The 18205-nt window shown below is 70.1% G+C and carries 18 protein-coding genes and 1 pseudogene; 5 read left to right on the forward strand and 14 right to left on the reverse strand.

Annotated elements, in window-relative coordinates:
* Positions 1-14: 14 nt before the first annotated feature.
* On the reverse strand, positions 15-230 hold the full coding sequence (locus ACSMXV_RS15315) for a hypothetical protein (RefSeq protein ID WP_181660095.1): 216 nt from the start codon (positions 228-230) through the stop codon (positions 15-17).
* A 377-nt stretch (positions 231-607) separates the two neighbouring features.
* Between ACSMXV_RS15315 and ACSMXV_RS15320 the strand changes: the two are divergent.
* A pseudogene (locus ACSMXV_RS15320) lies at positions 608-1042 on the forward strand (helix-turn-helix domain-containing protein); the annotation flags it as partial.
* On the opposite strand, the gene ACSMXV_RS15325 reads toward ACSMXV_RS15320, so the two are convergent.
* The 6 genes from ACSMXV_RS15325 to leuA all read right to left on the reverse strand — a co-directional run bounded on the left by ACSMXV_RS15325 (position 970) and on the right by leuA (position 8260).
* A complete protein-coding gene (locus ACSMXV_RS15325; RefSeq protein ID WP_473178169.1) occupies positions 970-1212 on the reverse strand; it encodes a type II toxin-antitoxin system Phd/YefM family antitoxin in 243 nt (80 codons plus the stop codon). The pseudogene ACSMXV_RS15320 and the gene ACSMXV_RS15325 overlap by 73 nt on opposite strands.
* 18 nt (positions 1213-1230) lie before the next feature.
* Positions 1231-1962: a response regulator gene (locus ACSMXV_RS15330; RefSeq protein ID WP_473178170.1), complete on the reverse strand. Its 732-nt coding sequence runs from the start codon at positions 1960-1962 to the stop codon at positions 1231-1233.
* Positions 1959-3281 (reverse strand): sensor histidine kinase, encoded by a 1323-nt coding sequence (locus ACSMXV_RS15335; RefSeq protein WP_473178950.1) that lies wholly within the window; start codon positions 3279-3281, stop codon positions 1959-1961. The genes ACSMXV_RS15330 and ACSMXV_RS15335 overlap by 4 nt, the downstream gene beginning before the upstream one ends.
* Positions 3282-3348: 67 nt before the next feature.
* Complete coding sequence (locus tag ACSMXV_RS15340) at positions 3349-5445, reverse strand: MMPL family transporter (protein ID WP_473178171.1); 2097 nt, start codon at positions 5443-5445, stop codon at positions 3349-3351.
* A 189-nt stretch (positions 5446-5634) separates the two neighbouring features.
* On the reverse strand, positions 5635-6339 hold the full coding sequence (locus tag ACSMXV_RS15345; RefSeq protein WP_473178172.1) for a tellurite resistance TerB family protein: 705 nt from the start codon (positions 6337-6339) through the stop codon (positions 5635-5637).
* 172 nt (positions 6340-6511) lie between these two features.
* Complete coding sequence (leuA, locus tag ACSMXV_RS15350; RefSeq protein WP_473178173.1) at positions 6512-8260, reverse strand: 2-isopropylmalate synthase; 1749 nt, start codon at positions 8258-8260, stop codon at positions 6512-6514.
* 312 nt (positions 8261-8572) lie between these two features.
* On the opposite strand from leuA, the gene ACSMXV_RS15355 reads away from it, so the two are divergent.
* The gene (locus ACSMXV_RS15355; RefSeq protein ID WP_473178951.1) at positions 8573-9661 is read left to right on the forward strand and encodes a M4 family metallopeptidase; all 1089 of its coding nucleotides are present in this window, start codon (positions 8573-8575) and stop codon (positions 9659-9661) included.
* A gap of 25 nt (positions 9662-9686) precedes the next feature.
* Positions 9687-9953 (forward strand): protealysin inhibitor emfourin, encoded by a 267-nt coding sequence (locus ACSMXV_RS15360; RefSeq protein ID WP_473178174.1) that lies wholly within the window; start codon positions 9687-9689, stop codon positions 9951-9953.
* 14 nt (positions 9954-9967) lie between these two features.
* Here ACSMXV_RS15360 and era read toward each other — a convergent pair whose 3' ends face one another.
* Positions 9968-10927, reverse strand: a complete 960-nt coding sequence (era, locus tag ACSMXV_RS15365; RefSeq protein ID WP_473178175.1) for a GTPase Era — start codon at positions 10925-10927, stop codon at positions 9968-9970.
* A gap of 342 nt (positions 10928-11269) precedes the next feature.
* Here era and ACSMXV_RS15370 point away from each other — a divergent pair, with 342 nt between their 5' ends.
* Positions 11270-12610, forward strand: coding sequence for an ammonium transporter (locus ACSMXV_RS15370; protein WP_473178176.1), 1341 nt, complete (start codon positions 11270-11272; stop codon positions 12608-12610).
* On the forward strand, positions 12607-12945 hold the full coding sequence (locus tag ACSMXV_RS15375) for a P-II family nitrogen regulator (protein ID WP_181660107.1): 339 nt from the start codon (positions 12607-12609) through the stop codon (positions 12943-12945). The genes ACSMXV_RS15370 and ACSMXV_RS15375 overlap by 4 nt, the downstream gene beginning before the upstream one ends.
* 75 nt (positions 12946-13020) lie before the next feature.
* Here ACSMXV_RS15375 and ACSMXV_RS15380 read toward each other — a convergent pair whose 3' ends face one another.
* The 6 genes from ACSMXV_RS15380 to ACSMXV_RS15405 all read right to left on the reverse strand — a co-directional run bounded on the left by ACSMXV_RS15380 (position 13021) and on the right by ACSMXV_RS15405 (position 18123).
* The gene (locus tag ACSMXV_RS15380; RefSeq protein WP_473178177.1) at positions 13021-13374 is read right to left on the reverse strand and encodes a cytidine deaminase; all 354 of its coding nucleotides are present in this window, start codon (positions 13372-13374) and stop codon (positions 13021-13023) included.
* 78 nt (positions 13375-13452) lie between these two features.
* Positions 13453-13809, reverse strand: coding sequence for an MmcQ/YjbR family DNA-binding protein (locus ACSMXV_RS15385; RefSeq protein WP_473178178.1), 357 nt, complete (start codon positions 13807-13809; stop codon positions 13453-13455).
* Positions 13806-15140, reverse strand: a complete 1335-nt coding sequence (locus ACSMXV_RS15390) for a hemolysin family protein (RefSeq protein ID WP_473178179.1) — start codon at positions 15138-15140, stop codon at positions 13806-13808. Before ACSMXV_RS15390 ends, ACSMXV_RS15385 begins: the two co-directional genes overlap by 4 nt.
* 4 nt (positions 15141-15144) lie before the next feature.
* The gene (gene ybeY, locus ACSMXV_RS15395; protein ID WP_473178952.1) at positions 15145-15642 is read right to left on the reverse strand and encodes an rRNA maturation RNase YbeY; all 498 of its coding nucleotides are present in this window, start codon (positions 15640-15642) and stop codon (positions 15145-15147) included.
* Positions 15643-15682: 40 nt separating this feature from the next.
* A complete protein-coding gene (locus ACSMXV_RS15400; protein WP_473178180.1) occupies positions 15683-16759 on the reverse strand; it encodes a PhoH family protein in 1077 nt (358 codons plus the stop codon).
* 248 nt (positions 16760-17007) lie between these two features.
* Complete coding sequence (locus tag ACSMXV_RS15405; RefSeq protein ID WP_473178181.1) at positions 17008-18123, reverse strand: carbohydrate kinase family protein; 1116 nt, start codon at positions 18121-18123, stop codon at positions 17008-17010.
* Between the last annotated feature and the right edge of the window lie 82 nt (positions 18124-18205).

The following is an 18205-nucleotide window of genomic DNA, read 5'->3' on the forward strand; positions in this document are numbered from 1 at the left end:
GGTGCCGTGGCGGGTCACGGCACCTCGCCCCGGCTGCGCGCGTTCGCGTACGCGGTGGCCGCACGCAACCGCTCCGCGGCGGTCGCGGCCCGTACGGCGCCGGGCTCGCAGTCCCACTCCCGGCCGCCACCGAGGGGTCTGAGCTGAACGTACGGCCCCTCGTGGCCCACCACCCGGCCCACCTTGCCGGTACGGGTGTCGACGGCGTACGAACCGATGGGGGGCTTCATCGTGCGGCGCCCCCGTTCGCAGCGGGGGCCGAATCCTGCGTACGGCCGCCGAGGGCCGCCGCCAGGCGGGCGGCGACAGCGACGGAACATCGGCCCAATTCGATCAGCGGACATGGGGCATCGCGCGCCACGGTCACCAGGTCGATCCGTAGGGAAGGCAATGTAATTCCCGCCCGCGCAAGCGCCATGCGCAATTCCGTCACCGTCTCCTCCGCCCCCTCGACGCACCGCGCCGAGTGTCGCCCTCTATCTTCCGCCTTCACCGGTTCCCTTTCCCATCGACATTCCATACTTCACATCTCCACGATGCCGCTGCGCACCTACACTCGAAAGGAGCCCGATCTCTACAAGTGCGTTGCTCGGCAAGGGGGTTGGCCATGGCCAATGGTTCACGGCAGGCTGCTTGGGAGTTCTTCGGGGCAGAACTGAAACGACGCCGCGAAGACACGGGTTTCACCCAGGTGGAGCTGGGTGCGCGGGTCTTCGTATCCGGCGCATACATCGGCCAATTCGAACAGGCAATTCGCAAGCCCCAGTTGGACGTCGCCCAACAGATCGACGACGTCCTGCAAACCGGCGGCCTTTTCGAGCGGATGTGCAGGAAGCTTGTCAATGACCGGCGCTATGCGGATTACTTCGCGCCGGTAGCAGAACTGGAAGCTTTGGCCACGAAAATCTGTGAGTTTGCCCCTTCGGTTGTCCCGGGCCTACTCCAGACCGCTGAGTACGCCCGCGCGATCTACTTGGCGAGCAACCCGCTCGCCACCGAGGAGTACGCCGAGGAAATGGTCAGGCTGCGTATGGACCGCACGCAGCTCGTGAGGACAGCGGCAGGAACTCCGCGATCTGTCAGGGTGATGTGCTCGTGCTGAGCCGCACGGCGAGCGAGCTCGCCAAGCCTGCCTCGGGCTTCGGCGATCGGATAGGTAGCTGACATGCATCTCGTGAACACCTGGATGCATGTCGGTATTGAGTACCGCATGGCTCGAGGCGGCACGACTCAGCCGGTGGTGCCCGGCGTCACCAGCCCCGACTCGTACGCCACGATCACCAACTGGGCCCGGTCCCGCGCCCCCAACTTCCCCATGATCCGGCTGACATGCGTCTTCGCGGTGAGCGGACTCAGCCCCAGCGCATCGGCGATCTCCGTGTTGTTGAGCCCGCGCGCCACCAGCGTCAGCACCTGCCGCTCCCGCTCGGAGAGGCAGCCGGGACCGCCCGTCGCTGACGGGAACGTATCCGCCCCGGGACCACGCAGGACACGGGCGATCAGGCGGGCCGTGGGCCCGGGTGAGAGCAGTGACTCCCCCGCGGCCACTGTACGGATGGCGTCCAGGAGTTCCGCGGGTTTCACGTCCTTGACGAGAAACCCGGAAGCCCCCGCCCGCAGCGCCTCGATGATGTGCTCGTCCGTGTCGTAGGTCGTGAGCACCAGGACTTTGACGCCCGCCAGATCCTCGTCGGCGGCGATGATCCGCGTGGCCTCGATGCCGTCCAGGTCGGGCATGCGGATGTCCATGACGATCAGGTCGGCGCGGGCGGAGCGGGCCAGTTCGACGGCTTCCCGGCCGGTGGCCGCCTGCCCGACGACCTGCATGTCGCGGGCCGAGTCGACGAGCATCGCGAAGGAGGCGCGCACGAGGGTCTGATCGTCGGCGAGCAGGACTCGGATGGATGGCGGCGCCTCATACGATGCGGTTCGTGTTGACTGCGAGTCATGGGGCGGAGTCATCGGTCCTCATTTCGTACCGGAATTCCCGGAGTCCGCGGAGTCCCCGGAGTCCCCGGACTGCGCAGAGGCAGGACCGCAGTGACCGCGAACCCTCCCTCCGGGCGCGGCCCCGCGTCCAGCGTGCCGCCCACGCTGCGGGCCCGCTCGCGCATGCCGACGAGCCCGAATCCGGGCGTGCCGACACGTCCGAACCCTGGCGTGCCGCCGGGCGAGGCAGTGCCGTCGTCGGTCACCTCCACATGGAGCGCGCCCTCAGCCGTGTGCAGCCCGACCCGGACCGTGACGTCCGGGCCCGCGTGGCGCACGGCGTTGGTCAGTGCCTCCTGCACGATGCGGTAGGCGGCCGCCCCCACGGCCGGCGGGGTGTCCTCGGCGTGCAGCGACACGTCGACCTTGGCACCGGCGGCGCGTGCGGCCTCCACGAGGTCGGGCAGGCCGTCGAGGCCGGGCAGAGGCCCGCGGGCGTCGCCGGTCTCGGGGTCCCGTAACACCTCGAGGGTCGTGCGCAGTTCGCCGCGTGCGGTACGGCAGGTCGCCGCGATGTCGTCCAGCGCCCCGGCGACGGCGTCCCGGTCGAGGCGGTCGGGGTCGGCGGCCAGCACATGTGCGGCCACCGAGGCCTGCACGCCGATGAGCGTGATGCTGTGCGCGAGCAGATCGTGCAGGTCGCGGGCGATGCGCAGGCGCTCCTCGGCGACCCGGCGGCGGGCTTCCTCCTCGCGGGTGCGTTCGGCCCGCACGGCCCGTTCGACGATGGAGGCGACGTACTGGCGGTAGAAGCGGACGTCGACCCCGAGGAACAGCACCGCGATGACCCAGCCGGAGGTTTGCAGCAGCTCCATCGCCTCATGGGTGTTGACGGTGAGCATGACGCTCACGGAGGTGCCGATGACACCGGCGCCGACCAGCAGCGTGCGCAGCGGACTGCCGGTGACGCCCACGGTGTAGAGCGCGACGAACGAGGCCGGGGTGGGCGCGGCATGGCTGTTGTCGAGGCCGTGGTACGGCGCGACGCAGGCCACCACCGCGGCCATGACGAGCAGCGGCCTGCGCCGCCGCCATGCCAGCGGCACATGGGCGGCGAGCAACAGGGTCCAGCCGAGTGCGTCGGGCCGGCGCCCGTCGCCGGTGAACAGCGCAAGGCCGATCGCGACCACGGCGAGGCCGACCGCGAGCAACGCGTCGTTGCGCATGGCGTGCGGTGCGGTGCTCGGGTCGCGGTTGACGGCCTCGATGATGCGCTCGCCGAGCGAGGGCCGGGCGGCGACGGTGTCGTCCCCCCGGTCCCGTAACACTGTGAAGGTTCCCTGGTCCTGCACGGCTCCATCTTCCGTCAAGGGGCGCCCCTCCGGGAGAGGAGGGGCGCCCGGGGGTGGTCAGAGGCGCTCAGGGCGTACGGACGGCTACCGCTTCCGGAGCGCGTGGCTCCGGGGGCCGTGGTGCCCGGGAGAGCTTTCCGGGCCACCACATGATGCGGCCGAGCAGGACACTCGCCGACGTCACCAGGTAAGTACGCACCAGGAACGTGTCGAGCAGGACTCCGACGGCGATGACGAAGCCCAGTTCGACGAGTTGCACCATCGGCATGTTCATCAGGACGGAGAACGTCGCGGCCAGGACGAGGCCCGCGGAGGCGATCACGCCGCCCGTGGTGCGCAGCGCGGTCAGCGCCGCGGACGCGGGTTCCGCGCCCGACAGGGACTCCTCGCGCATCCGGTGCATCAGGAAGATGCCGTAGTCGACGCCGAGGGCGACGAGGAAGACGAACGAGAGCAGGCCGAGCCCGGGATCGGTGCCTTCGAAGTCGAACAGCGGCTCGAAGACGAGGCCGGCGATGCCGAGTGCGGCGCCCCACACCGCCACGACCGCGACGAGCAGCAGCAGCGGCGCGACGATGCTGCGCAGCAGCGCGATGAGGATCAGCAGGACGGAGGCGAGGACCAGCGGGACGATGACGGAGGTGTCGCGCGAGTTGGTGTCCTGCAGGTCGATCTGCTCGGCGCTGGGACCGCCGACGTACCCTCCCTCGCGGTCGAGTTGCGACCTCAGCGACTTGATCGTGGCCGTCTCGCCCGCGGACTGGGGCTGGTCCTCGGCCATGACGGAGATCTCGGTCCAGCCGTCGCCATTGCGGCCGCGTTCGGCGCCGTCCACGCCCTGCGTGGAGCGGATCCGGGACAGGGCCGCGTCCGCCTTGGCGCTGGGCATGATCACGGTGATCGGCTGGGTGCTGCGCTCGGGATAGGCGGCGGCCAGCGTCTCCATCGCGACCACGGCCTCGGGTTTGTCGGTGAAGGAGTCCTCCTGCTTGAGGCCGCCGGGCAGGTTGAGCGCGCCCAGCGCGAGCGCGCCGAGCAGCACCGCGCCGGTTGCCAGCACGGCCAGGGGCCTGCGTCCGGCCGAGCTGCCCATCGCGGTGAACATGCCCCGCCGCTGCTTGGGTTCGCTGCCGAAGGCCGGCACCAGCGGCCAGAACACGCGGCGGCCGAGCAGCACCAGCAACGCGGGCAGCAGGGTCATCATCGCGGCGAGCGCGCACAGTACGCCGACGGTGCCGAGCGGCCCCATGCCGCGGCTGCTGTTGAGGTCGGCGGCCAGCAGGCACAGCAGACCGACGGCGACGGTCCCGGAGGAGGCGAGGACGGCGGGCCCGCAGCCGCGCAGGGCGGCGCGCATCGCGTCGTACGGGCGCGGGATACGCCGCAGCTCCTCGCGGTAGCGGGACACGATCAGTAGCGCGTAGTCCGTTCCCGCACCGAAGACGAGGATGGTCATCACGCCCGAACTCTGGCCGCTGATCGGTGTGTCGAAGATCTGGTTGAGGCCGTAGGCGACGCCCATGGCGAGGTAGTCGGCCACTCCGGCGGCGACGAGCGGCACGAGCCACAGCAGCGGGCTGCGGTAGATGAGAATGAGCAGGACGGCGACGACGGCGACCGTGGTGTAGAGCAGCGGGCCGTCGAGGGAGTTGTAGACCTCGCTCGCGTCGGTGGCGAGCGCTCCCGGGCCGCCGACGTCGACCGTGAGGCCGTCGCCTCCCTCGGCGATCTTCCGTACGTCGGTGACGAACGCGTCCCTGGCCTTCTCGTCCTGACCCGGCGCGTTGCTGGCGACCGGGTACATCAGGGTCGTCCCGTCACCGGACGGGACCCCCTCCGGCGTACCGGTGAGGTCGAACCCGCCTGCAATACGGTCGACTTGGCCGTCCGCCGTGGCGCGGTCGGCGGTGGTGAGGCCGCCGTCGCGGTGGTAGACGAGCACAAGCTCCGTCGTCTCGCCGCCCGGCAGCTGGTCCTGGATCTTCGCGACCTGCGTGGAGTCGGCGCTCGCGGGCAGATAGTCGACGGCCCGGTCGCGCTGCACGTCGCCGAGCTTTCCGGCGAGCGGCCCGGCGACCGCGAGCACCGCGATCCAGAATGCCAGCACGGCCCAGGGCACGGCGCGCCGTCGCCGCGAGTGGTTCGTTTGCGTTGCGGCCCCCATGTCGGGGTCCCCCCTCCTGACGGGTGTCCGGTCATGTCATGACCAGACTCCCGTCGCCGGGAGGGCGCTTCGTCGCGCGCGAGAGCGAGTTCGCCGGTACTTCCGGGGGCGGCTCGTAGGGGGTGTTACGCCCACGGGAGTACGCCGGGCGCAGGCACCTTTTCACGGCAACCGCCCTCGGGCGCGGCGTCAGAACGGCGTGCGTGCCGCCGCCAGCAAGCGCGTCACCTCGTCCTCGGGGATCGTCAGCGCCCGCCCCACCGTGCTGAGGACGTCCCGCTCGGCCGGTGTGTACGGGCCGTCGGCCAGGGCGATGCGGGCCGCCTGCAGGAGGACCGACTCGCGGCCCGCGGGGACGAGGTGGGGCGCCAGCGGATCGAGTGCTTCGTGGAGCTCTATGGCGAGACCGGCGAGGCTCGAACCGCACTGTTCGGGCAGCAGCCGGCCGGTGTCGTCAGCCAGGGCCTCGATGAGCGCGGCGAGCTGCTCCTCGGTGCAGTCGTCGAATCCGGCGCAGCGCACGGCGGCGGCGGCGCTCTCCAGCGCGGCACGCGAGGGGGTGCCGCCCGAGGTGAGGACGGCCAGGGCCACGGTGTGGACGGCGTCGCGCAGCATCGCCGCGAGGCGGGTGGTCGTCGGGTGGTCGAGAATGTCCGGGCCGAAGCGGTGCCCGCATGCGGTGCATTCGACGACCGGTCCGACGGCACCGCGCGGCAGCAGCGGGACACCGAGCAGAAGGAACCGGCGTCGCCCGGTCCTGCGCTGGTAGTTGCGATCGCCCCCGCAGCCGGGGCAGAAGAACTCACCGTCGCCGACGGTGGTCCACACGGTGCGATTGCCGAGAATGCGCGCGATGGCAGCACTACGGCTGTTTCGTCCCCATCCTGGCAGCACGTCGTCGCACCTCCGTAACCCCGCGGCACCATCGTCGCGTTGGCGTGATGTTAGCCACATCGGTGATGTGGCGTCAGTACGTAGGACCCACATGGCGCCGACATGGCCGAGACACGACGCGGCCCCGTCCGCCTCGAGGCGGACGGGGCCGGACAATCCCAGGTGAACGGGGTTACCGCGCCGCGCGGTTGACGGCGGAGACGACGGCCTTCAGCGACGCGCGTGTCGTATTCGCGTCGATGCCGATGCCCCACAGGACCTTGTCGTCGATCGCGACCTCGATGTACGAGGCGGCCAGCGCGGAGGCGCCCTCGCTCATCGTGTGCTCCTGGTAGTCCAGCAGGCGGGCGTCGACGCCGATGGCGCCCAGGGCGTGGAAGAACGCGGAGATCGGACCGTTGCCGGTGCCGACCAGGGTCGTCTCGACGCCGTCCACCTCGGCCTCGACGGTGAGCGTGTCCACACCGTCCTTGTCCGTCGTGGACTGGCCGTTCTTGACCTGGATGCGGCCCCACGGGTTCTGGGGGTTCGGCAGGTACTCGTCCTGGAAGACCGCCCAGATGTCGCTGCCGGTGACCTCGCCGCCCTCGGCGTCCGTCTTCGCCTGGATGATCTTCGAGAACTCGATCTGCATCCGGCGCGGCAGGTCCAGCTTGTGGTCGTTCTTCAGGACGTACGCGATGCCGCCCTTGCCGGACTGCGAGTTGACGCGGATCACGGCCTCGTAGGAACGGCCGACGTCCTTGGGGTCGATGGGCAGGTACGGCACCGCCCACTCGATGTCGTCGACCGTGACGCCCTTGGCCTTCGCGTCGGCCTCCATCGCGTCGAAGCCCTTCTTGATGGCGTCCTGGTGGGAGCCGGAGAAGGACGTGTAGACCAGGTCGCCCACGTACGGGTGGCGCGGGTGGACCTCCATCTGGTTGCAGTACTCCCACGTACGACGGATCTCGTCGATGTCGGAGAAGTCGATCTGCGGGTCGACGCCCTGCGAGAACAGGTTCATGCCCAGGGTGACCAGGTCGACGTTGCCGGTGCGCTCGCCCTGCCCGAACAGGCAGCCCTCGACGCGGTCGGCGCCGGCCATCAGCGCCAGCTCGGCCGCCGCGACGGCCGTGCCGCGGTCGTTGTGCGGGTGGATCGACAGGCAGACGTACTCGCGGCGGGACAGGTTGCGGCCCATCCACTCGAAGCGGTCCGCGTGCGTCGACGGGGTGGAACGCTCCACGGTGGCGGGCAGGTTGAGGATGATCTCGCGGCCCGGGCCGGGCTGCCAGACGTCCATGACCGCCTCGCAGACCTCCAGGGCGAAGTCCAGCTCGGTGTCGGTGAAGATCTCGGGCGAGTACTGGTAGCCGAATTCCGTCTCCGGGCCCAGCAGCTTCTCGGCGTACTCCATCACCAGCCGCGTGCCGTCGACGGCGATCTGCTTGATGTCGTCCTTGGAGCCGCGGAAGACCACGCGGCGGAAGACCGGGGCGGTGGCGTTGTAGAGGTGGACGGTGGCGCGCTTGGCGCCCTTCAGCGACTCGACGGTCCGCTCGATCAGGTCCTCGCGGGCCTGCGTCAGTACGGAGATCGTGACGTCGTCGGGGATAGCGCCGGGCTCCTCGATGATGGAGCGTACGAAGTCGAAGTCTGTCTGGCCGGAGGCCGGGAAACCGACCTCGATCTCCTTGTAGCCCATCTTGACCAGCTGGTCGAACATCCGGCGCTTGCGCTCGGGCGACATCGGGTCGATCAGGGCCTGGTTGCCGTCGCGCAGGTCCGTCGACAGCCAGCGCGGGGCCTTGGTGATCCGCTTGTTCGGCCAGGTGCGGTCCGGGATGTCCACGGCCTCGTACTGGCCGTACTTCTGGATCGGCATCGCGGTCGGCCGCTGGAAATGCGTCCCGTTGGTGATGGGCGTGGGATTCGACATGATGCGTGGGGCTCCTCAGGGGTCCGCGGGGGACGGCCGACGGGTCGAAGCGCAACACCGAACTCCGCGGGGAGGGGGTCGGCCTATCGACTACAGGCCCTCGCCGCGGCAGCTAAGGAGAAGCAGCCCGAAACGCATGATGCTCCGCAGCCTAGCCGAGACAGCGCTGTCTGCGGGGCCCGTATCAGTATGCGGGATCGTCGGCCGGTAACGGGCAGGAGGTGATCTGTCACTCTATTTCAGCAATCACTGTTGCAGTTAGTGACAACCGCATCACCCGGTGCCACATTGCACGCCATGACCGCCAACGCCATGACCCCCCACCCGACAGGCTTCGAGCCCGTCTTCTGCACCATCGTCCCGCCCCACATCCTGGACACCCTCGCCCGGCACGGGGACCCCGCGCTCGCCGGGCCCGCCCGCCGCACCCTGGAGCGAGACGCCTTCGAGCGCACGCACCGACGTTTGACCACGGTGCTCGGCACACCCTCGGTGGCCCCGCCCGGTGAGGCTGCACCCGGGAAGCCGCACCGCACGATCCACGACGCCGGTCACGGCACCGAGCTGCCCGGCCGCAAGGTCCGCGGCGAGGGCGACGAACCCGGCAACGACGCGACGGTCAACCGCGCGTACGCCGGTCTCGGCGCGACCTTCGAGCTGTTCCTGAGCGCCTACGCGCGCAATTCGATCGACGGCGGTGGCCTGCCGCTGAACGCGACGGTCCACTACGACGAGGACTACAACAACGCCTTCTGGAACGGCGAGCAGATGGTGTTCGGCGACGGTGACGGCGAGATCTTCCTCGACTTCACCATCCCCGTCGACGTCATCGGCCACGAGCTGACGCACGGCGTCACGCAGTACACCGCGAACCTGACGTACTTCGGGCAGCCGGGCGCGCTGAACGAACACTTCTCGGACGTCTTCGGCTCGCTGATCAAGCAGTACACCCTCGGTCAGACCGCCGACGACGCCGACTGGCTGATCGGCGCGGGCCTGCTGGCGCCCCGCGTCACCGGCAAGGCCCTGCGCTCCATGAAGGAGCCCGGCACGGCCTACGACGACGATGTGCTCGGCAAGGATCCGCAGCCCGCGACGATGGACGGCTATGTCCGCACGGGCCGCGACAACGGCGGTGTCCACATCAACTCCGGCATCCCCAACCACGCCTTCTACCTGGTCGCAGACGCGCTGGGCGGCAACGCCTGGGAGCGGGCGGGGCAGATCTGGTACGACGTGCTGACAGGCGGCGAACTGGACTCGCAGGCGCAGTTCACCGACTTCGCGCGGCTGACGGTCGCGGCGGCGGCGAGCCGGTACGGCGAGGGCGAGGAGCGGCAGGCCGTGCTCAAGGCGTGGGAGCGGGTCGGGGTGGCCGCTGCCGTGGCCACTACTGCCTGAGCCGCCGCCGTACTAGACAGGACCCATGCGTATCCACGTCACGCGCACCGGCGGATTCGCCGGCATCGAGCGGCAGGCCGAGGTGGACGTCAGCGGACGGGTCGACGCCGAGGAGTGGCGTTCCCTGGCCGAGCGGGCCCTGGCCGCCGGCCGGGGCACGCCATCGGTCGGGGTGCCGGACGGCTTCAGCTACGAGATCACGGTCGGCGACCGCACCGTGCACTGCGCAGACCCGCACCTGACGGAAGACCAGCGGGAACTGATCAGGAGGGTGCTGAAGGAGGGGGCGTAGCGCTGGAGGGCAGCTCAGAAGCCGAGCCGCCGCAGCTGCTTCGGGTCCCGCTGCCAGTCCTTCGCGACCTTGACGTGCAAGTCAAGGAACACGGGCGTGCCGAGCAGGGCCTCGATCTGCTTGCGCGACTTGATGCCGACCTCCTTCAGGCGCTTGCCCTTGGGGCCGATGACGATGCCCTTCTGGCTGGGGCGCTCGATGAACAGGTTGGCGTGGATGTCGAGCAGCGGCTTGTCCGCGGGGCGGTCCTCGCGCGGCAGCATCTCCTCGACGACGACCGCGATCGAGTGCGGCAGCTCGTCCCGTACGCCCTCGAGCGCGGCCTCACGGATGAGTTCGGCCACCATGACCTGCTCCGGCTCGTCGGTCAGGTCGCCCTCCGGGTAGAGCGTCGGACCCTCGGGCAGGAGCGGCACGAGCAGATCGGCCAGCAGCTGCACCTGCTTGTCGCCCACCGCCGACACCGGGACGATCTCCGCCCACTCGATGCCGAGGTCCTTGCCCATCTGGTCGATCGCGATGAGCTGTTCCGCGAGTGCCTTCGAGTCGACCAGGTCGGTCTTGGTCACGACCGCGACCTTGGGGGTCTTCTTGATCCCCGCGAGCTCCTTGGCGATGAAGCGGTCACCGGGGCCGATCTTCTCGTTCGCCGGCAGACAGAAGCCGATCACGTCGACCTCGGCCCACGTGGTGCGTACGACGTCGTTGAGGCGCTCGCCGAGCAGCGTGCGCGGTTTGTGCAGGCCCGGAGTGTCGACCAGCACCAGCTGGGCGTCGGGCCGGTGCACGATGCCGCGCACCGTGTGCCGCGTCGTCTGCGGCCGGTTCGAGGTGATCGCCACCTTCTGACCGACCAGAGCGTTCGTCAGCGTGGACTTGCCGGCGTTGGGGCGGCCGACGAAACAGGCGAAGCCGGACCGATGGATGGCCTCGGACGGCTCGGATGCCTCGGATGCAGGGGTGCGAACGCTCATGGCGCCCATTCTCCCTGATCATCCAGGCCCGGCCGCACACAGCCGGGCACCGCGGTCGTACAGAGCCGAGCTCCGTCGTCCTGCAGAGCCGAGCTCCGCCGTCGTACAGAGCCGTGCTCCGCCGTCGTACAGAGCCGTGCTCCGCCGTCGTACAGCGCGGTCGTAGGCAGCCGGGCGCCGCAGTCGTGCGCAGCCGGGCTCCGCGGTTTCGCGGTGAGGTTCCGGAAACTCTCGCGCAACACGAAACATGCCAGAAACGCGAAGGCACCCATTGCGAAACGTGTGCCGGTGAGGCTCTCCGTCGCCGACGTCCCCCCACCGCATCCCCGAGGAGAGACCCTCTTGCCTCCCCCGACCCTGGCCGCGGCTAGCATCGACACAGGCGACACCGCCTGGCTGCTCGCCTCCACCGCGCTCGTCCTGCTCATGACGCCCGGGCTTGCCCTCTTCTACGGCGGCATGGTCCGCACGAAGAGCGTCCTCAACATGCTGATGATGAGTTTCGTGTCGATCGCGCTGGTCACGGTCGTATGGCTGGTCGCGGGCTACTCCCTCGCCTTCGGCGACGACACGTTCGCCGGGATCATCGGCGGTCTCGACCACCTCGGCATGGCGGGCATCGGCCCGGACAGTGTCACCGGCACCGTCCCGACGCTCCTCTTCACCACCTTCCAGCTCACCTTCGCGATCATCACCGCGGCACTGATCAGCGGCGCGATCGCGGACCGCACGAGGTTCGCGGCCTGGCTGGTCTTCGTGCCGGTGTGGACGCTGCTCGTATACGTTCCCGTCGCGCACTGGGTGTGGGGCCCGGACGGCTGGATCGCCAACTCCCTCGGTGCCCTCGACTTCGCCGGCGGACTGGTCGTCGAGATCGCCTCCGGAGCGTCGGGCCTGGCCCTGGCCCTCGTGCTCGGCCCCCGCATCGGCTTCAAGAAGGACGCGATGCGCCCCCACAACCTGCCGATGGTGGTGCTCGGCGCGGGCCTGCTCTGGTTCGGCTGGCTCGGCTTCAACGGCGGCTCGGCTCTCGGCGCCAACGGGCTGGCCGCGGCGTCGCTCCTCAACACCGTCGTCGCGGGCTGCACGGGTCTCCTCGGGTGGCTCCTCGTCGAGCAGATCCGCGACGGCCATCCGACCACCTTCGGCGCGGCCTCGGGCGCGGTCGCCGGCCTGGTGGCGATCACGCCCGCGTGCGGCACGGTCGGCATCCTCGGCGGCGCAGTGGTCGGTCTCGCCGCGGGCGTCGTCTGCTCGTACGCGGTCGCCTGGAAGTTCCGCTTCGACTACGACGACTCGCTGGACGTGGTCGGCGTGCACTTCGTCGGCGGAGTCGTCGGCACGCTGCTCATCGGCCTGTTCGCGACGGCCTCGATGACGGGCGGCAAGGAGGGCCTCTTCTACGGCGGCGGTCTCGGGCAGCTCGGCAGGCAGGCCGTGGCCGTGGTGGTCGTGGCGGCGTACACGTTCCTCGTGACGTACGGGATCGGCAAGGCCATCGACAAGGTGATGGGCTTCCGCGCCTCGGCGGAGGACGAGTTGACGGGCCTGGACCAGACAGTGCACGCGGAGAGCGCCTACGATCACGGCGTTCTGGGCCACGCTGCCCCGCAGACAGCGGCCCTGGCCGGCTCGGCCTCCGTGCCGACGTCCCCTTCGAAGGACAGGAGCCCCTCCGCATGAAGCTCATCACCGCGATCGTCAAGCCGTACCGCCTCGACGAGGTGAAGACCGCGCTCCAGGAGCTCGGCGTACACGGCCTGACCGTCACGGAGGCCAGCGGCTACGGCCGCCAGCGCGGCCACACCGAGGTCTACCGGGGCGCCGAGTACCAGGTCGACCTCGTCCCCAAGGTCCGCATCGAGGTGGTCGTGGAGGACGCGGACGCGGACCCGGTCATCGACGCCGTACTCCGAGCAGCCCGCACCGGCAAGATCGGCGACGGCAAGGTCTGGGCGGTACCGGTGGACACGGTGGTCCGGGTCCGGACGGGGGAACGGGGCCCGGACGCGCTGTAGCGACCGCTGTGGGCAGTCGTGGGGAGTGCCCGTGGTGCCGGAGGCACCAGGGCGGCGGAGCCGCCGACCGGTGCCTCAGACGGCGCTGACGGTGGCCCGGACCGTCCCGTCGGTCCCGGCCACCAGCACCGGCGTCCCGGCCCCGCCAAGATCGCGGACGGCCGCGAGGTCGGCATCCGACGCGGACTCCGCCTCGGTAACGACCGCCGCGGCCTCCAACGACTTCGCCCCGGACGCCACGGCCATGGCGACAGCCGTCTGCAGCGCACTCAGCTGCAGCGATTCAAGCGCAACGGTCCCGGCGACATACGTACGCCCGGTCTCGTCACGCACGGCCGCCCCCTCGGGCACACCGTTGCGAGCCCGTGCGGAACGGGCCAGGGTGACGATCTTGCGGTCCTCGGGGTCAAGCGCAGTGCTCTCGGTCATGTGGCGAGCATACGAAGCGCTCCGCGGGCGCGGACCAACGGGCCACCGGACGTGGGCACCATAAGGGTGCGTGCGCCGCTACGGCCGGTCCAGCCGGAGACGTTCCGCCCGCGGCAGGCCCGCGACCACCAGGTCGTAGGAGTCCTCGATCAGGTCACGGACCAGACGGTCGGGCAGGGGCCCGACCGTCACCGTGTTCCAGTGGCGTTTGTTCATGTGCCAGCCCGGCACGATCCGCCCGGGATGATCGGCGCGCAGCCGCAGCGCGTCCTCCGGGTCGCACTTGAGGTTGACGGTCAGCGGCCGCCCGCTCAGGTCGCTCAGCGCGAACATCTTGCCGCACACCTTGAAGACCGAGGTGTCCGGATTGAACGGGAACTCCTCGACCGCCGCGTTGAAGGCGAGGCAGAAGGCGCGCAGCTCGTCCGGGCTCACGCCGGGGGCACCTCCCGGGCCCCTGAGGCACTGGGGGAGTCGTCCTCCTCGGGGGCGACCGGCTTCACCGGCTCCACGAGGACCGTCACGATCTTGTTCCGGCGGCCCGCGGCGGCCTCGGCCGTGAGCCGCAACTCGCGGCCGTCGGGCAGCTCGACGAGCGCGGAGGCGCCGGCGATGGGGACGCGCCCGAGCGCCTTGGCGAGCAGTCCGCCGACGGTCTCGACGTCCTCGTCGTCGTAGGACTCCAGGCCGTACAGCTCGCCGAGGTCGCCGATGTCGAGCCGGGCGGTGACCCGGAAGCGGCTTTCGCCCAGTTCCTCCACGGGCGGCAGCTCGCGGTCGTACTCGTCGGTGATCTCGCCGACGATCTCCTCGAGGATGTCCTCGATGGTGACGATGCCGGCCGTGCCGCCGTACTCGTCGATGACGACGGCGACGTGGTTGCGCTCCTGCTGCATCTCGCGCAGCAGGTCGCCGGCGTTCTTGGTGTCGGGCACGAACGCCGCGGGCCGCATCGCGGTCGACACCAGCTCCGACTCGGCGTCCCGGCTGATGTGCGTCTTGCGGGCCAGGTCCTTCAGATACACGATGCCGACGATGTCGTCCTCGCTCTCCCCGGTCACCGGGATGCGCGAGAAGCCGGAACGCAGTGCCAGCGTCAGGGCCTGCCGGATCGTCTTGAAGCGCTCGATGACGACGAGGTCCGTGCGCGGCACCATGACCTCGCGTACGAGGGTGTCGCCCAGCTCGAAGACGGAGTGCACCATGCGGCGCTCGTCGTCCTCGATCAGCGACTCCTGCTCGGCGAGGTCGACGAGTGCGCGCAGCTCTGCCTCGGAGGCGAACGGGCCGCGCCGGAAGCCCTTGCCCGGCGTGAGCGCGTTGCCGATGAGGATCAGCAGATACGGGATGGGGCCCATGATGCGGGCCAGCGGGACCAGTACGTACGCCGCCGCGGTCGCGGTGTTCAGCGGGTGCTGGCGGCCGATGGTGCGCGGCGAGACGCCGACGGCGACATACGAGACGAGCACCATCACCGCGATGGCGAGGGTGAGCGCCTCCCAGGTCTCGTCGAACTGCGTCAGGCACGCGTACGTGACGATCGCGGCCGCCGCCATCTCGCAGGCCACACGCACGAGCAGCGCGACGTTGAGATAGCGGGTGGGATCGGACGCCACCTGGGCGAGCTTGGCGGCGCCGCGCCGTCCGCTGCGGACCGCCTCCGCCGCGCGGAAGCTGGAGACGCGCGCGATGCCCGCCTCCGCGCAGGCGGCGAGCCAGGCGACGACGACCAGCAGGACGGCGCCGATGATCAGTTGGGTGCTCACGGCACTATGAGACGGTCGGGGCCGGGGACGGGCCGGTCAGGCCCTTCTCCGCCCGCCAGCCGTCGACGATCGCCGCCTGAAGGCCGAACATCTCGGCCTTCTCGTCGGCCTGCTCGTGGTCGTAACCGAGCAGGTGCAGCACTCCGTGGACGGTGAGGAGCTGGAGCTCCTCGTCCATGGAGTGCTGCGTCTCGGCCTCCTGGCCCTGCTTGGCGGCGACCTCGGGGCAGAGCACGATGTCGCCGAGCAGGCCCTGCGGGGGCTCCTCGTCGTCCTTCGACGGCGGGCGCAGCTCGTCCATCGGGAAGGACATGACATCCGTCGGCCCGGGCAGGTCCATCCACTGCATGTGCAGCTGCTCCATGGCGTCGGCGTCCACGACGATCACCGAGAGCTCGGAGAGCGGGTGGATGCGCATCCGCGTGAGGGCGTAGCGGGCGATGTCGAGGATCGCCTGCTCGTCGACCTCGGTGCCGGACTCGTTGTTGACGTCGATCGACATGGTCGTGCTGGTCTCCTGCTGGTGGATGTCACCGACCCCGTCACTGGCCCCGGGAGGCGCGGCCCTGGTGGGGGCCGTGGGGGCCATGGGGACCATGGTCGGTGCCGTTGAGGCGGTCGTACTTCTCGTAGGCGTCGACGATACGGCCCACCAGCTTGTGCCGTACGACGTCCGTCGAGGTGAGCATGGAGAAGTGGACGTCCTCGACGCCCTCGAGGATCTCCCGGACCTGCCGCAGACCGCTCTTGGTGCCGCCGGGCAGGTCGATCTGCGTCACGTCACCCGTGATCACGATCTTCGAGTCGAAGCCGAGGCGGGTGAGGAACATCTTCATCTGCTCGGGGTTCGTGTTCTGCGCCTCGTCGAGGATGATGAACGCGTCGTTGAGCGTCCGGCCTCGCATGTACGCGAGCGGCGCGACCTCGATCGTGCCCGCGGCCATCAGCCTGGGGATCGAGTCCGGGTCGAGCATGTCGTGCAGCGCGTCGTACAACGGGCGCAGATACGGGTCGATCTTCTCGTAGAGCGTGCCGGGCAGGAAGCCGAGGCGCTCGCCGGCCTCGACGGCCGGGCGGGTCAGGATGATCCGGTTGACCTGCTTGGACTGCAGGGCCTGGACCGCCTTGGCCATGGCGAGATAGGTCTTGCCCGTACCGGCGGGGCCGATGCCGAAGACGACCGTGTGCTTGTCGATCGCGTCGACGTACCGCTTCTGGTTGAGCGTCTTGGGGCGGATCGTGCGGCCGCGCGAGGACAGGATGTTCTGCGTGAGGACCTCGGAGGGGGTCTCCTGGTCGGCGCTCTCGCCGTTGTCGCTCGCGCGGAGCATGGCGATCGAGCGTTCCACTGCGTCCTCCGTCATCGGCTGTCCGGTGCGGAGCACCAGCATCATCTCGTCGAACAGGCGCTGGATGAGGGCGACCTCGTGGGCGTCGCCGACGGCGCTGATCTCATTGCCCCGGACATGGATGTCGGTCTCCGGGAAGGCCTTCTCGATCACGCGCAGGAGGGAGTCTCCGGAACCCAGCACGGTGACCATCGGGTGCTTGGCCGGGACGGTGAAGTGCGCTCGTGCCTGCCCCTGCGCGGGGGTGTGAGCTGTGGGTGTCTGAGTCATGGGCCGGCTCTGAATGCCTGCTCATCCTCCTCAATGCGGGACGCCTGCCTGCCGCTTCGGCAGCCTGTGCACTGCCCAGGGTACGACGGTCCACGGACATGGCCGTAGGCCTTTTCATACCGCTCCCCGCGGTGGGCAGGCGTTCCGCGGGGCTGGGGGCACCTCCCGACGGAGTTCTGGGGGAGGTAGCTGGGGGAGGGTGGGCACAGCCCACGACCGAGGTGCCGCTACTCGTACGGCAATGACGACTACCGGCCGGCGCGAAAGCCGATCGTCGGCACGGCACGCCGCAAGGGCCAGGGCCGGGCAACGTCAGGAAGCAACGCCTCCAGAAAGGCGTACCGCCGCAGCGCCGCAGGATCCTGGTCGTCATACGCCCCCACCCGCCGCCACCACGCAGCGATCTCCGCCCACCCGGGCGCCGAAAGCGACCCCCCGAACTCCTGCACGGAGAGCGCCGCGGTCAGCCCCGCGAAGGCGATCCGGTCGGCCAGCGGCCACCCGGCCAGCGTCCCGGTGACGAACCCGGCGACGAAGACGTCGCCGGCCCCTGTCGGGTCGAGCGCCTCGACCTCGATCGCGGGCACCTCGGCGGTCTCACCCGTCCGCCGGTCCACGGCGTACGCACCCTCGGCACCGAGGGTCACCACGGCGAGCGGAACGTACTCGGTGAGGGCGTGGGCGGCGGCGCGCGGGCAGTCGGTACGCGTGTACCGCATGGCCTCCTCGGCGTTCGGCAGGAACGCCTCGCAGTGCTCCAGGTCCGTCAGCCCGGCCAGGTCCCAGCGGCCGGTGTCGTCCCAGCCGACGTCTGCGAAGATCAGGGTCCCTTCGCTCGCGACGTCGGCGATCCACGGTGCGCGCCTGCCCGGCGTGAGCGAGGCGATGGCGGCACGCGCGCGTGGCGGGCATTCCGGAGCGGGCTCCTCCGGTGGCGGCTCGTGCCCGTGGGACACCATGGCGCGTTCGCCTTCGTACGCCATGGACACGGTCACCGGCGAGTGCCAGCCCGGCACCCTGCGTGACGCCGAGAGGTCGATGCCCTCGCCCTGGTCCAGGGCGTCCCAGCAGTACTCGCCGTAGTGGTCGTCGCCGAAGGCCGCGGCCAGCGAGGTGCGCAGCCCGAGCCGGGCGAGCGCGGTCGCCATGTTGGCCACGCCGCCCGGGCTGGAACCCATCCCCCGCGCCCAGGACTCGGTTCCGCGCTCGGGTGCGGAGTCGAGTCCGGTGAAGACGATGTCGAGGAAGACGGTGCCCGTGAGATAGACGTCCCAGGGCGGGTCGTCGGTGGTACGCAGCCCGGCAAGCGGGTCCACATGGGCTCCGTGGTACGCCCCTTGCGGCTCTCCGTCGTACGCGCTCACGACACGCTCCCTGAATGGTGCTGGTGAGCCAAGTGTGCCGGAACCCGGGGCCGACGACCCGTACCCGTCATGCAGCCGTCAC

This window comes from Streptomyces sp. DSM 42067 (assembly GCF_055792885.1).